Consider the following 15,377-nt stretch of genomic DNA (forward strand, 5'->3'; position numbering starts at 1 on the left):
ACTACTTGAGGAAGTCGGGCACGTCGAGCTCGTCGTCGTCGAACTGCACCTGGCGCGGGGCCGGGCGCGGCGCGACGGGCTGGCTCGGCGCCGGCGCGGCCGGGCGGGGCTGCTCGGCGGACGGCTGCTGGCCCTGCAGCGCCTGCTGCGGCGGCTGGACCGCCGTGGCGCCACCGGTGCGCGCGCCGGCCGGGACGGGCTCGCGCTCGGCGGGACGACGCAGCTGCGGCTCGGGCGCCGGGCGGGCCTCCACGGGCGCCGGGACGGCCTTGGGCTCGCGGCGCAGCACGGTGCCCTCGTCGCGGCGCTTCGGCGTGCCGCCGTCGAACCCGGCAGCGATGACGGTGACCCGCACCTCGTCGCCGAGCGCGTCGTCGATGGTGGCGCCGAAGATGATGTTGGCCTCGGGGTGCACGGCCTCGGCGACCAGCGCGGCCGCCTCGTTGATCTCGAACAGGCCGAGGTCGGAGCCGCCGGCGATGGAGAGCAGCACGCCGTGGGCGCCGTCGATGGACGCCTCGAGCAGCGGGCTGGAGACCGCCATCTCGGCCGCGGCCACCGAGCGGTCCTCACCGCGCGCCGAGCCGATGCCCATCAGCGCCGAGCCGGCGTTGGCCATGACCGACTTCACGTCGGCGAAGTCGAGGTTGATCAGGCCGGGGGTGGTGATCAGGTCGGTGATGCCCGAGACGCCCTGCAGCAGCACCTGGTCGGCCTGCTTGAAGGCGTCGAGGACCGACACGTTGCGGTCGCTGATCGAGAGCAGCCGGTCGTTGGGGATGACGATGAGGGTGTCGACCTCCTCGCGCAGCTGGGCGATTCCCTCCTCGGCGGAGTTGGCGCGGCGCCGGCCCTCGAAGGCGAAGGGGCGGGTCACCACGCCGATGGTCAGCGCACCCAGCGAGCGGGCGATGCGCGCGACGACGGGCGCGCCGCCGGTGCCGGTGCCGCCACCCTCGCCGGCGGTCACGAACACCATGTCGGCGCCCTTCATGACCTCCTCGATCTCCTCGGCGTGGTCCTCGGCGGCCTGGCCGCCCACGTCGGGGTCGGCGCCGGCGCCGAGGCCTCGGGTGAGCTCGCGGCCGATGTCGAGCTTGACGTCGGCGTCGCTCATGAGGAGGGCCTGGGCGTCGGTGTTGATCGCGATGAACTCGACACCCTTGAGCCCCACGTCAATCATCCGGTTGACGGCGTTGACACCGCCTCCGCCGATGCCCACGACCTTGATGATGGCCAGGTAGTTCTGTGCTGCTGCCACGGCGGCTCGCCTCTCGCTGATCGGGTGGTGGTGCTGGTCGGTGGCCCTGCTGGGCCGGTCTGCTGCAGGTGCTGCGGGGGTACTGCGGGGGTGCTGCCGGTGGTGCGGGTCCGATGCAGGTCGGGGAAGCCGGCGGAGCCGGGCCTGCGGGTCGACCTCAACCGTTACCCTCAACCTGAGGGTTATAGTTATGTCAACCTCGTCGTGGGCACGACAGTAGGCACCACGGCACGCCCCGCGGCGACGACACGCGGGCGCGCGTCGCGGTGTCCGAGAAATCCGCCGCTCGGCAGACCGGAGCGGATCGCTCAGTCGACGGCGGGGCCGGCCACCGTCGGGCGACCGGGCACGCTCACGTCGTACGTCGTGCCGGGCTCCCCGAGCAGCACCTGCGCCACCGCGGCCTTCTCCTCGGAGTCGGCCGCGCTCCCCCACGCCACGGTGCGCCCGTCGGCGAGCACCAGGCTGATCCGGTCGACGGTCTCCACGTCGACGTGGTCGACGTCGCCGGCGAGCTCCTCGGGCAGGGCGTCGACCACGGCAGCGGCCTCGCGCAGCGCCTCGGCGCTGGTGTCGAGCCCGCTCTCCACCCGCGGCAGGCCGGCGGGCGGGGCGGCGTAGGAGCGGAACGCGACGCCCTCGGCGTCGAGGCCGCGCAGGGTGCCGCCGAGGTCGACGACCGCGACGGCCACCCGCTCCTCCACCTCGATGCGCACACCGTCGGGCCAGGAGCGCACGACGTCGGCGGAGCGCACCTGCGACAGCGACTCCACCCGGGCGCGCACGACGTCGAGGTCGACCCCGGCCACCGGCTCGCCCACCGGCACGCGCGCCGCGGCCAGCACGGCCTCGCCCGCGACGGGGCCGACGCCGTCGACCTCGACCTGCTCGACGTCGAGCAGGGAGGAGTACCAGACCGCCCAGACCGCGGCGGCGCCGAGCCCGAGGATCACCAGCACGACCGCGACGCGGCGCAGCGCGAGCCAGCGGCGGGCCCACTGACGCCGGGCGAAGCGGCGACGGGTGCGCCGCGTGCTGCGGTCGTCGGGCACGGGCGGGGCCGCGGGACGTCGCACGGCGGTCGACTGGCTCATCGGGCTCCCCCGCCCGCGTCGCGCTCGGCGAGCAGGTCGAGCACCAGCGGGCCGAGCGTGGTCACCGACCCGGCCCCCAGCGTCAGCACCAGGTCGCCCGGGCGGGCACGGGCCACCAGCGCGGCCGGGGCGTCGGCGAGGTCGGGCACGAACGCGACGCGCTCGGGGGGCAGCGGCACGGCGTCGGCCACCAGCGCGCCGGTCACGGCGGGGTCGGCGTCCTCGCGGGCGAGGTGGACGTCGAGCACCACGACCTCGTCGGCGGCGCCGAGCGCCTCGCCCATGGCGGTGCCGAAGATGCGGGTGCGCGAGACGAGGTGGGGCTGGAAGGCGACGACGACGCGGCCCTCGCCGGCCACGGCACGGGCCGCCTGCAGGTCGCCGGTGATCTCGACGGGGTGGTGGGCGTAGGAGTCGTAGACCCGCACGCCGGCGACCTCGCCCTTGCGCTCCATCCGGCGCCGGGTGCCGCCGAAGCCCTCGAGGCCGCGGCGCAGCGCGTCGAAGTCGTGGCCCAGGCGCAGGCCCGTGGTGAGCGCGGCGAGCGCGTCGAGGACGTAGTGGCGCCCGGGGATCTGCAGCCGCACCCGACCCAGCTCCACGCCGGTGTCGACCACGGTGAAGGAGGAGGTGGTGCCCTCGAAGGCGAGGTCGACGGCGCGCACCTCGGCCAGGTCGCTCTCCCCGACGCCCACGAACGCGACGCCCAGCGAGCTGGCGACCGCGCGCAGGCGGGCCGCGCCGTCGTCGTCGACGCAGGCCACCAGCAGCCCGCCGGGGCGGATGTGGCCCACGAACTCGTCGAAGGCCGCGGCGTAGGCCTCCTCGGTGCCCCAGTTGTCGAGGTGGTCGGCCTCCACGTTGGTCACCACGGCCACGGTCGGCTCGTAGACCAGGAACGCGCCGTCGCTCTCGTCGGCCTCGGCCACGAAGAGGTCGCCGGTGCCCTCGGCGGCGTTGGTGCCGGTCTGGGCGAGGTCGCCGCCCACGGCGTACGTCGGGTCGGCGCCGGCGGCCTGCAGGGCCACGGTCAGCAGCGAGGTGGTGGTGGTCTTGCCGTGGGTGCCGGCGACCGCGACCACGCGGCGCCCCGTCATCACCGAGGCCAGCGCCGCCGAGCGCGGCAGCAGCCGCAGGCCGCGGCGCTGCGCCTCGACCACCTCGGGGTTGTCCTCGCGCACGGCGGTGGAGACGACGACGGTGGTGGCCTCGCCCAGCTGCTCGGCGGCGTGGCCGACGTGCACCCGGGCGCCGAGCTCGCGCAGCCGCTCCAGCGTCGGGGAGTCGGCGCCGTCGCTGCCGCTGACCTCGAGGCCGCGGGCCAGCATGATGCGGGCGATGCCGGACAGCCCGGCGCCGCCGATGCCGACGAGGTGGACGTGGCCGAGGTGCTCGGCCGGCAGGATCTCCTGCGGCACCGGGACCCTCACGACGCGCTCCGACTGCGGCGACCGCGGCGGCGGCCGGGCTCGCGGGCGGCGGCGAGGACCATGGCGGCCAGCACGTCGTCGGCGTCGCGCGGCACCAGCGCGGCGGCCGCGGCGCCCATGCGTGCCAGCCGCTCGGCGTCGAGGGCCAGCGGCACGACGTGGTCGGCCACCCACTCGCTGGTGAGGTCGCCGTCGGCCACCAGCAGCCCTCCCCCGGCGTCGACAACCGGGCGGGCGTTGAGCTCCTGCTCGCCGTTGCCGATCGGCAGCGGCACGAAGACGGCCGGCAGGCCGGTGGCGGCGGCCTCGGTGACGCTGGAGGCACCGGCGCGGCAGACCATCAGGTCGGCGGCGGCCAGCACGAGGTCCATCCGGTCGACGAAGTGCTCCACGACGTACGGCGCGCCGGTCGTGCCGGAGGTGGCGGCGGGGTCCGCCTCGCCGTTCGGGCCGACGACGTGCAGCACCTGCACCCCGGCCGCGCCCAGGGCCGCGGCGGCGCCGGAGACGGCCTGGTTGACCCGGCGGGCGCCCTGCGAGCCACCGGTGATCACGACGGTGGGCCGGTCGGGGTCGAGGCCGAAGAACGCGCGGGCCTCGGCGCGGGTGGCGGCGCGGTCGAGCTGGGAGATCATCCGCCGGATCGGCAGGCCGACGAGCTCGGCGCCGGGCAGGTCGGTGCCGGGGATGCTGACCGCCACGCGGTCGGCGAAGCGGGCGCCGAGGCGGTTGGCCAGCCCCGGCAGCGCGTTCTGCTCGTGCACCACCAGCGGCAGGCCCCGGCGGCGGGCCGCGAGGTACGCCGGCACCGAGACGTAGCCGCCGTAGCCGACGACGACGTCGGGCTGGACGCGGTCGAGCACCCGCGACGCGGCGCGCACGGCGCCGCCGAGGCGCCCGGGCACCTTGAGCAGGTCGACACCGGGGCGGCGCGGCAGCGGCACCGGCGGCACCAGCTCGAGGGGGTAGCCGGCCTCGGGCACCACCCGGTTCTCCAGGCCCCGGGGGGTGCCCAGGCAGGTGATGGAGACGTCGGGGTCGAGACGACGCAGGGCGTCGGCCGTCGCGAGGAGGGGCGAGGTGTGTCCGGCGGTGCCGCCGCCGGCGAGGAGTACGCGCATCGGTCAGAACCTAACCGCTGGCGTCGTCCGCACGCCGCAGGCGCGGACGTGTCCCGCCACCGGTTCAGCCCACCGGTCGCGCGGAGACGCCGCTGGCCCGGCCGCGGCGGCGCTGGGCCAGCGCCCGGGCGGCCTCGGGCTCGCGACGGGCGAAGCCGATCAGCAGCCCCAGCGCCACCAGCGACGGCAGCAGCGCCGACCCGCCGTACGACACCAGCGGCAGCGGGATCCCGATCACCGGCAGCAGCGCGAGCACCATGCCGACGTTGATGACCATCTGGCCCACCAGCCACACCACGATGCCGAAGGTGGCGTAGCGCACGAACGGGTCGGCGGTGTGGCGGGCCACCCGCAGGGCGGCGTAGGCGATGGTGAGGAAGAGCCCCACCACGAGCAGCGTGCCGACCAGGCCGAGCTCCTCGCCGAGCACGGCGAAGATGAAGTCGGTGTGGGCCTCGGGCAGGTCGCCCCACTTCTGCTGCGAGGCGCCGATGCCCTGGCCGAACCACCCGCCGCTGGACAGCGCGTAGAGGCCGTGGGCCGGCTGCCAGCCGGTGTCGTGGAAGTCCTTGAACGGGTCGGCGAACGTCGTGAGCCGCGCGACGCGCTCGGGGTCGCTGGCGGCCAGGCCGAGGGCCACCACGCCGACCAGCGAGAGGCACATGGCGAAGAACCGCAGCGGCGCCCCGACCACCCAGAGCATGCCGAGCAGGATCGCGAACAGCACGAGCGCGGTGCCGAGGTCGCGACCGACGACCACCAGCGCGGTGGCCAGCAGCAGACCCGGCACGACCGGCACCATCACCTGGTGGAGGCTGCCGAGGCGGCGCTCCTTGTTGGCGTAGATGTGGGCGGCCCAGACGATCAGGGCCAGCTTGGCGATCTCGGAGGGCTGGATCTGCAGCGGCCCGAGGGCCAGCCAGTTCTGGTTGCCGTTGACCGCGACGCCGATGAACGCGGTGAGCAGCAGCAGCGCCAGCGACACGAGGTAGCCGGGGTACGACAGCGCCCGCACGACCCGCAGCGGCAGCCGGCTGGCGAGGAAGGCCACCGGCAGGCCGAGCACCACCCACATCAGCTGGCGGCGCACCACGGCGTAGGAGTCGCCGTCGTTCTGGGTGTAGGAGTAGACGCTCGAGGCCGAGAGCACCATCACCAGCCCGATGGTGAGCAGCAGCGTGGAGGCGCCGAGCAGCAGGTAGTACGACGTCAGCGGACGGTCGAGGGCGTCGCGCGCGGTGTCGAGCGCGCTGCGCACCGAGGCGGCGGCGTCGGAGACCGGACGCAGCCGGCCGGGGGCCCGCATGGCCTGGGTGTCGTCGAGGTGGGCGCCTGTGGGGCCTGCCACGTCGGTGAGGGACGGTCCTCGGTCCGCGGTGGTGGTCACGGTGTCCCTCCTGCGGGCGTGTGCGCGAGGACCGGTCAGCCGGTCCTCTCCCTGACCGCCGCGGCGAAGGCGTCACCGCGTGCGGCGTAGCTGGCGAACATGTCCATCGACGCGCACCCCGGCGCGAGGAGGACGGTGTCCCCCGGCCGGGCGAGCCCGGCCGCCGCGTCGACGACGCGCCGCATCGCGGCATGTCCTGGCGTTGGTGCTGGTGCTGCTGGTGTCTCTGGTGTGCCTGTGACTCGTGGTGCGTCGTCAGTCTGGCCGTCGCCGACGTCGATGACCCGCACATCGGGTGCGTGTCGGCGAAGTGCGGCCGCCACGACGTCGCGGTCGCGCCCGAGCAGCACGACGGCGCGCAGCCGCGGGGCGACGGCACGCACCAGGTCGTCGAAGTCGGCACCCTTGGCCAGCCCGCCGGCCACCCACACCACGTCGTCGTAGGCGCGCAGCGAGGCCAGCGCGGCGTGGGGGTTGGTGGCCTTGGAGTCGTCGACCCAGGTGACCCCGTCGCTCTCGGCGACCACGGCGATGCGGTGGCCGTCGGGGCGGAAGCCGCGCAGGCCGTCGCGCACGGCCTGCTGGGAGACGCCGTGGGCGCGGGCCAGGGCAGCCGCGGCGAGCGCGTTGGCGACCTGGTGGGGGGCGGCGGGGTGGCCGTCGACCGCGAGGTCGCCGACGGTGCACAGCTCGGCGGCGCTGGTGGCGCGCTCCTCGACGAACGCCCGGTCGACCAGGATGTCCTCGACCAGCCCGACCATGCCGACACCGGGCGTGCCGAGGGTGAAGCCCACCGCCCGCGCGCCCTCGCGCACGTCGGCGGCGCGCACCAACCGCTCGGTCTCGGGGTCGGCGGCGTTGTAGACGCAGGCGCGCTGCACGCGCTCGTAGACGCGGCCCTTGTCGGCGGCGTACTCCGCCATCGAGGGGTACCAGTCGAGGTGGTCCTCGGCGACGTTGAGCACCGCGGCCGACTCCGCGCTCATCGAGTCGGTGTAGTGCAGCTGGAAGCTGGACAGCTCGACGGCCAGCACGTCGTGGGGCACGGGGTCCATCACGGCCTCGACCAGCGGGAGGCCGACGTTGCCGGCGGCCACGCTGCGCAGGCCGGCAGCGCGCAGGATCGCATCGAGCATCTGCACGGTCGTGGTCTTGCCGTTGGTGCCGGTCACGGCGAGCCACGGAGCGGCGTGCGCCGGGTCGCGCAGGCGCCAGGCGAGCTCCACCTCGCCCCACACCGGGACGCCGCGGGAGCGGGCCTGGGCGAGCAGCGGCGCGTCGGGGTGCCAGCCCGGGGAGGTGACGACCAGGTCGACGTCGTCGGGCAGGACCGCCGTGGCGCCCTCCCCCAGCCGGACGCTCGCACCGAGCACCTCCAGCAGCTCGGCGCGCTCCTCCTTGCCGGCCGGTGACTCGTCGAGCGCGGTGACCGAGGCACCGAGGTGGGTGAGGTTGTCGGCCGCGGCGAACCCCGAGACACCGAAGCCGGCGACGACCGCCCGCACGCCGTCCCAGGGGGTGTGCCGGCCCAGGGCTGCCAGGTCGCGGGGGTGCCGGGCGTCGCTCACGTGCCGGCCACCCACTCGGCGTAGAAGATGCCGAGCCCACCTGCCACGCAGAGACCGGTGATGATCCAGAACCGGATGACCACGGTGACCTGGTCCCAGCCGAGCATCTCGAAGTGGTGGTGGATGGGTGCCATCCGGAAGATGCGACGACCCTTGCTGAGCTTGAAGAAGCCCACCTGGAGCATCACCGACACCGTCTCGAGGACGAACAGGCCGCCGAGGACCACCAGGAGGATCTCGGTGCGGGTGAGGATCGCGAAGCCGGCCAGCGCGCTGCCGAGCGCCAGCGAGCCGGTGTCGCCCATGAAGATCTGCGCCGGCGAGGCGTTCCACCACAGGAAGCCGAAGCAGGCACCCGTGATCGCGGCCGCGATGATCGCGAGGTCGAGGGGGTCGCGCACCTCGTAGCACTTGCCGTAGGCGATGTCGTCCTGCCCGCACCACTGGTTGTTCTGCCAGATGTTGACCAGCGTGTAGGCGCCGAACACCATCACGCAGGCGCCGGTGGCGAGGCCGTCGAGGCCGTCGGTGAGGTTGACGGCGTTGCTGGTCGCGGTGACGACCAGCCAGATCAGCACGAGCACCACCACGGTGGGCAGGGCAAAGCTGTCGAAGTCGCGGATGAACGAGATGCTGTGGGACGCCGGGCGCTGGCCGCGCTCGTCCTCGAGCCACGGCGAGAGCGCGAGGACGCCGAAGACCAGCGCGATGACGGTCTGCCCGACCATCTTGGCCTTGCTGCGCAGGCCGAGGCTGCGCTGCTTGGAGATCTTGATGAAGTCGTCGAGGAAGCCCACCAGGCCCATGCCGACGAACAGGAAGATCAGCAGCAGCGCGGAGGCACTGGGCCAGTCCTGGGTGGCCAGCTTGGCCACGAAGTAGCCCGTGACCGCAGCGCCGATGATGACGACCCCGCCCATCGTGGGGGTGCCGCGCTTGGTGTGGTGGCTGGTGGGCCCGTCGTCGCGGATCTCCTGGCCGTAGCCCCACTCGGTGAAGCGCCGGATCGCGACGCGGGTGCCGAGCAGCGAGATCAGGAGGGCCAGGCCGCCTCCCATCAGGATCGCTCTCATGCGCCTTCGTCCACTCCTCGTCGTGCGCGTGCCTACGGGTGCCGGTGGGCCGACCGCGCGGCGTCGGGCCCCGGACATCTTCGCCCACGTCGCGCCCGAGCCGGGCCTCGCCCCGCCGTGCGGGTGTCTGCCGTCACGCCGGCGGTGGGCGAGGCGTCACGCCTGGCGCCGGCTGGCCTCCAGCAGCTCCCGCGCGACCAGCCGGTCGTCGAAGGGGTGCACGACGCCGGCGACCTCCTGCCCGGTCTCGTGGCCCTTGCCGGCCACCAGCACGATGTCACCGCGACCGGCCCGCGACAGCGCCAGCGCGATGGCCGCCCGCCGGTCACCGACCTCGACGACCTCGGCCCGCTGCGCGTCGTCCACGGCGGCGGCGCCCGCGAGCACGGCTGCCCGGACCGCGGCGGGGTCCTCGGTGCGGGGGTTGTCGTCGGTGACGACGAGCAGGTCGGCGAGCCGGGCGGCGATCTCGCCCATCACGGGTCGCTTGCCGGTGTCGCGGTCACCGCCGGCGCCGAGCACCACCAGGACCCGCCCGGCGGTCAGGGGGCGCAGCGCCCCGAGGGCGGCGGCCACGGCGTCGGGCTTGTGGGCGTAGTCGACGACCACCTCGAAGTCCTGGCCCGCCACGACGCTCTCCAGCCGGCCCGGCACGCCGGCCAGCCCGGCCAGGCCGGCGGCGACGGCCGGCACGTCGAGCCCGGCCTCCCCCGCCGTGGCGACGGCGGCCAGCGCGTTCGAGACGTTGAACCGCCCGGCCAGCGGGACGCCGGCCGGCACGTCGCGCAGGTCGCGGCCGTGCACGCGGAAGTCGGTGCGGCTCGGTGCGGCCACCAGGTCGACGGCCGTCCAGGTGGCCTCGGCGCCCTCGGTGGAGAACGTCGCCACCGGCAGCGAGGTCTCCCCGGCCAGGCGCCGGCCGTGGGCGTCGTCGACGTTCACCAGCGCCCGCCTCGCGCGCGCGGGGGTGAACAGCGACGCCTTGGCGGCGTAGTACTCCTCCACGGTGTCGTGGAAGTCGAGGTGGTCGCGCCCGAGGTTGAGGAACACCGCGACGTCGAACAGCACGCCGTCGACGCGACCGAGCACGAGCGCGTGGCTGGAGACCTCCATCGCGCACACCTGGACGCCGCGCTCCACCATCAGCGCGAACAGCCCGTGGAGGTCGGGCGCCTCGGGGGTGGTGAGCGCGGTGCGGACGTCGACGCCGGCGATGCGGGTGCCGACGGTGCCGATCACCGCGGCCACGACGCCGGCGTGCTCCAGCGCCCCCTCGAGCAGGCGGGTGGTGGTGGTCTTGCCCTGGGTGCCGGTGACCCCGACCATCGTCAGGCGTCGTGCGGGGTGGCCGTAGAGGTGGGCGCTGACGGCGCCGAGCACGGCCCGCGGGTCGGGCACCACCACCGCGGGCGTGCGCGGCGGCAGCCGCTCCGCGCCGGCGGGGTCGGTGAGCACGGCCACCGCGCCCGCGGCCAGGGCCTCCACGGCGTGGTCGGCGCCGTGGGCCCGGGCGCCGGGCAGCGCGGCGTACAGGTCGCCGGGCTGCACCCGGGCCGAGCTGAGCGTGATGCCGGTGAGCACGGGCTCGCCATCGGGTTCGCCGCCGGGGCGGCGGACGGCGTCCGGCGCGAGCAGGTCGACGAGGTCGGCGAGGGGGGTGCGCGGGGGGTGCTGGGGGCGCGGCAGGTCGGTCACGGTCGGGTCAGCCTAGGAGGCCGGGGTGCCGGTCACCACTCGACGGGCAGCCGGGAGGCCGGGGTGCCGGTCGGCGGGACGGCGTAGCGCTGCAGGGCGTAGCCCATCAGCCTGGAGAAGGCCGGGCCGCCCACGGAGCCGCCGCCGCCGCCGTTGCGCGGGTTCTGCACCACGACGTAGATGGTGAACCGGGGGTCGTCGGCCGGGGCGAAGCCGCCGAACGACACCGTGTAGGAGCCGTCGTAGCACTGGCACTCCGAGCTGGCGCGCTGGGCGGTGCCGGTCTTGCCCGCCACCCGGTAGCCGGGCACGGCCGCGCCCGGCGCGACGCCGACGTCGGGGTCGACGACGCGCTCCATCATGTGGGTGGTCTGCCGGGCGGCCTCGCCGCTGAGCACGCGGGTGCGGGTCGCGGTGTCGGTGCCGACCTCCTCGCCGGAGTCGGTGGTGGCCGAGCCCTGCACGACGTTGGGGTCGATGTGCACGCCGTCATTGGCGATGGTGTTGATCGCAGCCGTCATCTGCAGGGCGTTGACCGAGACCGACTGGCCGAAGGCGATGCGGTCCTGCAGGGCACCGGTCCACGCGGCGGGGTCGGGCAGGATGCCGGCGGACTCGCCGCGGATGCCGGCGCCGGTGGTGCGACCGAGGCCGAAGGCGTCGAGGTAGCCGCGCAGCTCGCCGTCGGCGTACTTGTCGGTGGCCAGGACGGTGCCGATGTTGGACGACTGCGCGATGACGCCGGCCAGCGTGAGCCGGATGGTGTCGTGCGACCACCAGTCGCTGATGGGGTTGTCGCCCTCGCGCTGGAGGACGCCGGGCACGGTGAGCCGGGTGCGCGCGGTGACCTTGCCGGCGTCGACGAGGCCCGACACGGTCAGCACCTTCTGCACCGAGCCGGGCTCGTAGACGTCGCTGACCGCCCGGGAGCCGAGGTCGTCGGGGTCGGACTCCAGCGGCGCGTTGGCGTCGAAGGTGGGGTAGTCGGCCAGGCTGAGCACGTCGCCGGTGCGGGTGTCGAGCACGACGGCGGCCCCGGAGTCGGCGCGGGCCTGCAGCACCGTCTGGCGCAGCACCCGCTGGGTGTACCACTGCAGGTCGCGGTCGAGGGTGGTCTGCAGGTCCCGGCCGTCGACGGCCTCGACCGTGGTGTTCTCCCCCAGCGGGACCCGGTTGCCGGCCGCCACGCTGTAGCGCGCCTCGCCGTCGACGCCGGAGAGCACGTCGTCGAACGTGCGCTCGAGGCCGGCCAGCGGCTTGGCGGTGCCGTCCTTGCGCGGGGTGCCGAGGAAGCCGACGACGTTGGCGGCGACGTCGTCGGCGGGGTAGACCCGCACCGGGTCGCGCCGGGTGCTCAGGCCGTCGAAGCCCAGGGCCCGGGCGCGGGTCACGACCTGGGTGGCCAGCGTCGCCGGCACGCTGCGGGCGACGTACTGGAAGCGGCTGTCCTCGGCGCGCAGGCGCGGGAGGATCGTGAAGTAGTCGACGTCGAGCCGGTTGGCCAGCAGCTTGGCCAGCTCAGGGGCGTCCTCCGCGGTGAGCGCGGGGTCGGCCACCACCATCAGCCCGTCGACCGACTCGGCCAGCGGCTCGCCGTTGCGGTCGAGGATCTCGCCGCGCTCGGCGGGGAGCACCACCTCCTCCATGCCCTCCTCGGCCGCCATCGTGGCGTAGGAGGCGGGGTCGAGGCCCTGCAGCTGCACCAGCCGACCGCCGAAGACCGACAGCACCATCGCGATCAGCACGAAGCCGATGCGCAGCCGCACCTGCGGCGAGCCGCGCAGCGAGCCGCGGGGGCCCCCGCCCGCGGGGCGGGGTCGAGGGGCGGCCTGACGCATCGGCTGGCGGGTACGGCGCACGCGGGTCCTCCGGGCGGGGCTGGCGGTCAGGGGCGGTGTCGGCAGTGCTGACGCTCGGGGTGGAGCGTGTGACGCATGAGGCTGATGTGGCTGGTGGTACTAGTTCCTACCGCTCCCGGACGCCGTCGCGCGGTTGCCGCGCGGGGCGTCGGCCGACCCCTGCTCGTCGTCCCGCTCCCCTGCCTGCTGGCCCGCCTGCTGGCCCGCCTGCTCGCCGGCCTGCTCGCCGGCCTGCTCGCCGGCCTGCTGGTCCTGCTCGCCACGGGTGCCGGCGCCGGTCGTGCTGCCGGTGCCGTTCGCGCCGCTGGCGCCGTCGGCGTCCGTGTCCCGCTCGCCCGAGCCGGGCAGCTGGCCCTCCGGGGGCCGAGCCCCCTCGGTGGTCTGCTGCTGGAGCTCGGCGGGCAGCGGGGCGGCCGGCGGGGCCAGCGGGAGCTGGAAGCCGGGCGCGGCCGGCGCCTCGCCGGTGACGGTGCCGTCGGAGAGCCGGATGACCGGCGGCGTGCCGGCGGGGATGACCAGGCCCTGCTGCTGGGCCAGGCGCGCCACGGCCTGCGGGTCGCGCATCCGCTCCAGCTCCATCGACAGCGACTCCTGGCGCGCCGAGAGCACGGTGGCGCGCTGCTCGAGGGTGGTGGCGGTGAAGGCCGACTGCTGCATGGAGGTGTTGAACAGCAGCAGCCCCACGACGCCGCCGAGCATGAGGACGCTGAGGAGCACCACGAACGGCATCCGGGCCGCCCGGGTCCGGACCCGGGGCACCACCGTGAGGCGGGCGCGCTCCACCGCCGCCCCGGCGATGCGCGGCAGACGGGTCGGGAAGGCGCGGGCCGGGCTGCTGCTCATCAGGTGGTTCCCCCTCGGTGGGCGTGCGGGTGGTGGGCGTCGCGGGGGCGCACCCGCTCGAGCGCGCGCAGCCGCACCGAGGCCGCGCGCGGGTTGTCGTCGACCTCCGCGGCGTTCGCCTTCTCGGCGCCGCGGGTGACCAGGCGCAGCGCGGGCTCGCTGCCGGCCGGCACGAAGGGCAGGTCCTCGGGCACCGTGGAGCGGGTCGCGGCGGTGAAGGCCTGCTTCACCAGGCGGTCCTCGAGGGAGTGGTAGGACTCCACGACCACGCGCCCCCCGACGCCGATCGCGTCGATGGCGGCCGGCACGGCGCGGCGCAGCACGGCGAGCTCGTCGTTGACCTCCATGCGCAGCGCCTGGAACGTCCGCTTGGCCGGGTGGCCGCCGGTGCGCCGCGCCGGGGCCGGGATCTCGGCGTACAGCAGCTCGACGAGGGCGGCGGAGGTGGTGAACGGCTCGCTCTCGCGACGACGGACGACGGCACCGGCGATCTTGCGGGCGAACTTCTCCTCGCCGTAGTCGCGCAGCACCCGGGTGAGCTCGGCGGCGGGGTAGGTGTTCAGCACGTCGGCCGCGGTCGGGCCGGCGGAGGAGTCCATCCGCATGTCGAGCGGCGCGTCCTCGGCGTAGGCGAACCCGCGCTCGCGCACGTCGAGCTGCATCGAGGAGACGCCGAGGTCGAAGAGCACCGCGGCCACCTCGTCGAGGCCCTGGTCGGCCACCACGTCGGCGATCTCGTCGTAGACCGCGTGCACGGCGGTGAACCGCTCACCGTGGGGTGCGAGCCGCTGGCGGGCGAGGTCGAGCGCGGCGGGGTCGCGGTCGATGCCGACGACGCGGGCCTTCGGCAGCCGCTCGAGGACGGCCTCGCTGTGGCCGCCGAGGCCCAGCGTGCAGTCGACGAGCACGGCGCCGTCGCGCTGCAGCGCGGGCGCGAGGAGGTCGACGACCCGGTCGAGCAGCACCGGGACGTGGCTCGGGGAGGCCATCGTGGACCTCAGCGGCCCAGGCTGGCGAGCAGCAGGAGCGCGGTGGCGCCACCGAGGGACACGGCGGCCGAGAAGGCCATCAGCACCACCGCGTCGCGCGCCTGGTGGCGCACCCGCGGCGGCGCGGGCTCGTGGGTGGTGCTCATCAGGTCGACCCCTGCTCGTGGGTGGTGCCGGGTGGTGCCGGGTGGGGGTGGGGCGGGGTGCACGGTGGATCCGCAGGACCTGGTCCCGGGCCGCTCCCGGAAGAGACGGTGGTCCTGGAACCGGGGAAGGTGTCCCAGGGCCGGGTGGACCTGCGGCAGGGGAAGGTGCCTCAGGGCCGGGGGGCGGACGGGGACCAGGTCCGGCGGATCCGTTGTGCAGTTGTGGCGGTGCTGGTGGTGCGGCTGGAGCGGGGGCAGGTCAGGCCTGCGGCTGCTCGTCGAGCTCGGCGAACTTCTCCTGGGCGCCGGAGGCGTAGTCGCTCCACCGGGCGGGGTCCCAGATCTCGATGCGGTCCATCACGCCGATGACGACGACGTCGCGCTCGAGCGAGGCGTACTGGCGCAGCACCGGCGGGATGCCGATGCGCCCCTGCTTGTCGGGCGTGCCCTGCTCGGCGCCGGCGAACAGCACGCGGGCGTAGTCGCGGGCGTCGCGGTTGGTCATCGGCGTCGACTGGGCGCGCTGGGCCTCCTGCATGAAGACGTCCTCGGGCCACACGACCAGGCACTTCTCCTGACCCTGTGTCACGACGAGCCCCTCTGCGAGTCGGTCCCTGAACTTGGCCGGCAGGAAGAGGCGTCCCTTCTCGTCGAGCTTCGGCGTGTACGTGCCCATGAAGAACACGTCGCACCTCCGATTCGGGAGCCTCCTCCACTTCGCACCACCTTACTCCACTTCCCTCCACCGTCAACCACGTTCGACCCCTCCATGGGCCGTCCGACCCGCTGCTGCGGCCCCCACCCGGCGCCGCGCCGGCGTCCGGCCACCGGCGCGCGCCGCCACCCCACGGGCCGATCCGCACGTTGCGCGTCGCACGTCGTCGCAGGTCAGCGCCCTGCGGGCGCCCACC

The 15,377-nt window shown here is 75.0% G+C and carries 13 protein-coding genes; all 13 read right to left on the reverse strand.

The annotated features are described in order from the left end of the window. Position 1 precedes the first annotated feature (1 nt). The 13 genes from ftsZ to mraZ all read right to left on the reverse strand — a co-directional run bounded on the left by ftsZ (position 2) and on the right by mraZ (position 15,151). A complete protein-coding gene (gene ftsZ, locus AC4OR8_RS11345) occupies positions 2-1,261 on the reverse strand; it encodes a cell division protein FtsZ (protein ID WP_492165663.1) in 1,260 nt (419 codons plus the stop codon). 308 nt (positions 1,262-1,569) lie between these two features. After that, positions 1,570-2,355 carry a cell division protein FtsQ/DivIB gene (locus AC4OR8_RS11350; RefSeq protein WP_492165664.1) on the reverse strand — a complete coding sequence of 262 codons (786 nt, stop codon included), beginning with the start codon at positions 2,353-2,355 and terminating at the stop codon, positions 1,570-1,572. Then, positions 2,352-3,785, reverse strand: a complete 1,434-nt coding sequence (gene murC / locus AC4OR8_RS11355; protein WP_492165665.1) for a UDP-N-acetylmuramate--L-alanine ligase — start codon at positions 3,783-3,785, stop codon at positions 2,352-2,354. Before murC ends, AC4OR8_RS11350 begins: the two co-directional genes overlap by 4 nt. Further along, entirely contained in the window at positions 3,782-4,906 is a 1,125-nt protein-coding gene (murG, locus tag AC4OR8_RS11360; RefSeq protein WP_492165666.1) for an undecaprenyldiphospho-muramoylpentapeptide beta-N-acetylglucosaminyltransferase, read from the reverse strand. The genes murC and murG overlap by 4 nt, the downstream gene beginning before the upstream one ends. A gap of 64 nt (positions 4,907-4,970) precedes the next feature. Continuing rightward, positions 4,971-6,293 (reverse strand): putative lipid II flippase FtsW, encoded by a 1,323-nt coding sequence (ftsW, locus tag AC4OR8_RS11365; protein ID WP_492165667.1) that lies wholly within the window; start codon positions 6,291-6,293, stop codon positions 4,971-4,973. 35 nt (positions 6,294-6,328) lie between these two features. After that, on the reverse strand, positions 6,329-7,876 hold the full coding sequence (murD, locus tag AC4OR8_RS11370; RefSeq protein WP_492165668.1) for a UDP-N-acetylmuramoyl-L-alanine--D-glutamate ligase: 1,548 nt from the start codon (positions 7,874-7,876) through the stop codon (positions 6,329-6,331). Beyond that, the gene (gene mraY, locus AC4OR8_RS11375; RefSeq protein WP_492165669.1) at positions 7,858-8,934 is read right to left on the reverse strand and encodes a phospho-N-acetylmuramoyl-pentapeptide-transferase; all 1,077 of its coding nucleotides are present in this window, start codon (positions 8,932-8,934) and stop codon (positions 7,858-7,860) included. Before mraY ends, murD begins: the two co-directional genes overlap by 19 nt. Before the next feature lie 156 nt (positions 8,935-9,090). Continuing rightward, positions 9,091-10,629, reverse strand: a complete 1,539-nt coding sequence (locus AC4OR8_RS11380; protein ID WP_492165670.1) for a UDP-N-acetylmuramoyl-L-alanyl-D-glutamate--2,6-diaminopimelate ligase — start codon at positions 10,627-10,629, stop codon at positions 9,091-9,093. A 32-nt stretch (positions 10,630-10,661) separates the two neighbouring features. Then, positions 10,662-12,488, reverse strand: coding sequence for a peptidoglycan D,D-transpeptidase FtsI family protein (locus AC4OR8_RS11385; RefSeq protein ID WP_492165671.1), 1,827 nt, complete (start codon positions 12,486-12,488; stop codon positions 10,662-10,664). Between the two features lie 99 nt (positions 12,489-12,587). Further along, a complete protein-coding gene (ftsL, locus tag AC4OR8_RS11390) occupies positions 12,588-13,331 on the reverse strand; it encodes a cell division protein FtsL (protein ID WP_492165672.1) in 744 nt (247 codons plus the stop codon). Beyond that, the gene (gene rsmH / locus AC4OR8_RS11395) at positions 13,331-14,320 is read right to left on the reverse strand and encodes a 16S rRNA (cytosine(1402)-N(4))-methyltransferase RsmH (protein WP_492165673.1); all 990 of its coding nucleotides are present in this window, start codon (positions 14,318-14,320) and stop codon (positions 13,331-13,333) included. The genes ftsL and rsmH overlap by 1 nt, the downstream gene beginning before the upstream one ends. 8 nt (positions 14,321-14,328) lie before the next feature. Continuing rightward, positions 14,329-14,466 (reverse strand): hypothetical protein, encoded by a 138-nt coding sequence (locus tag AC4OR8_RS11400; RefSeq protein WP_492165674.1) that lies wholly within the window; start codon positions 14,464-14,466, stop codon positions 14,329-14,331. 259 nt (positions 14,467-14,725) lie between these two features. After that, a complete protein-coding gene (gene mraZ, locus AC4OR8_RS11405) occupies positions 14,726-15,151 on the reverse strand; it encodes a division/cell wall cluster transcriptional repressor MraZ (protein WP_492165675.1) in 426 nt (141 codons plus the stop codon). Positions 15,152-15,377: the final 226 nt, after the last annotated feature.

The sequence above is a fragment of the Nocardioides sp. FY1077 genome, assembly GCF_058681775.1.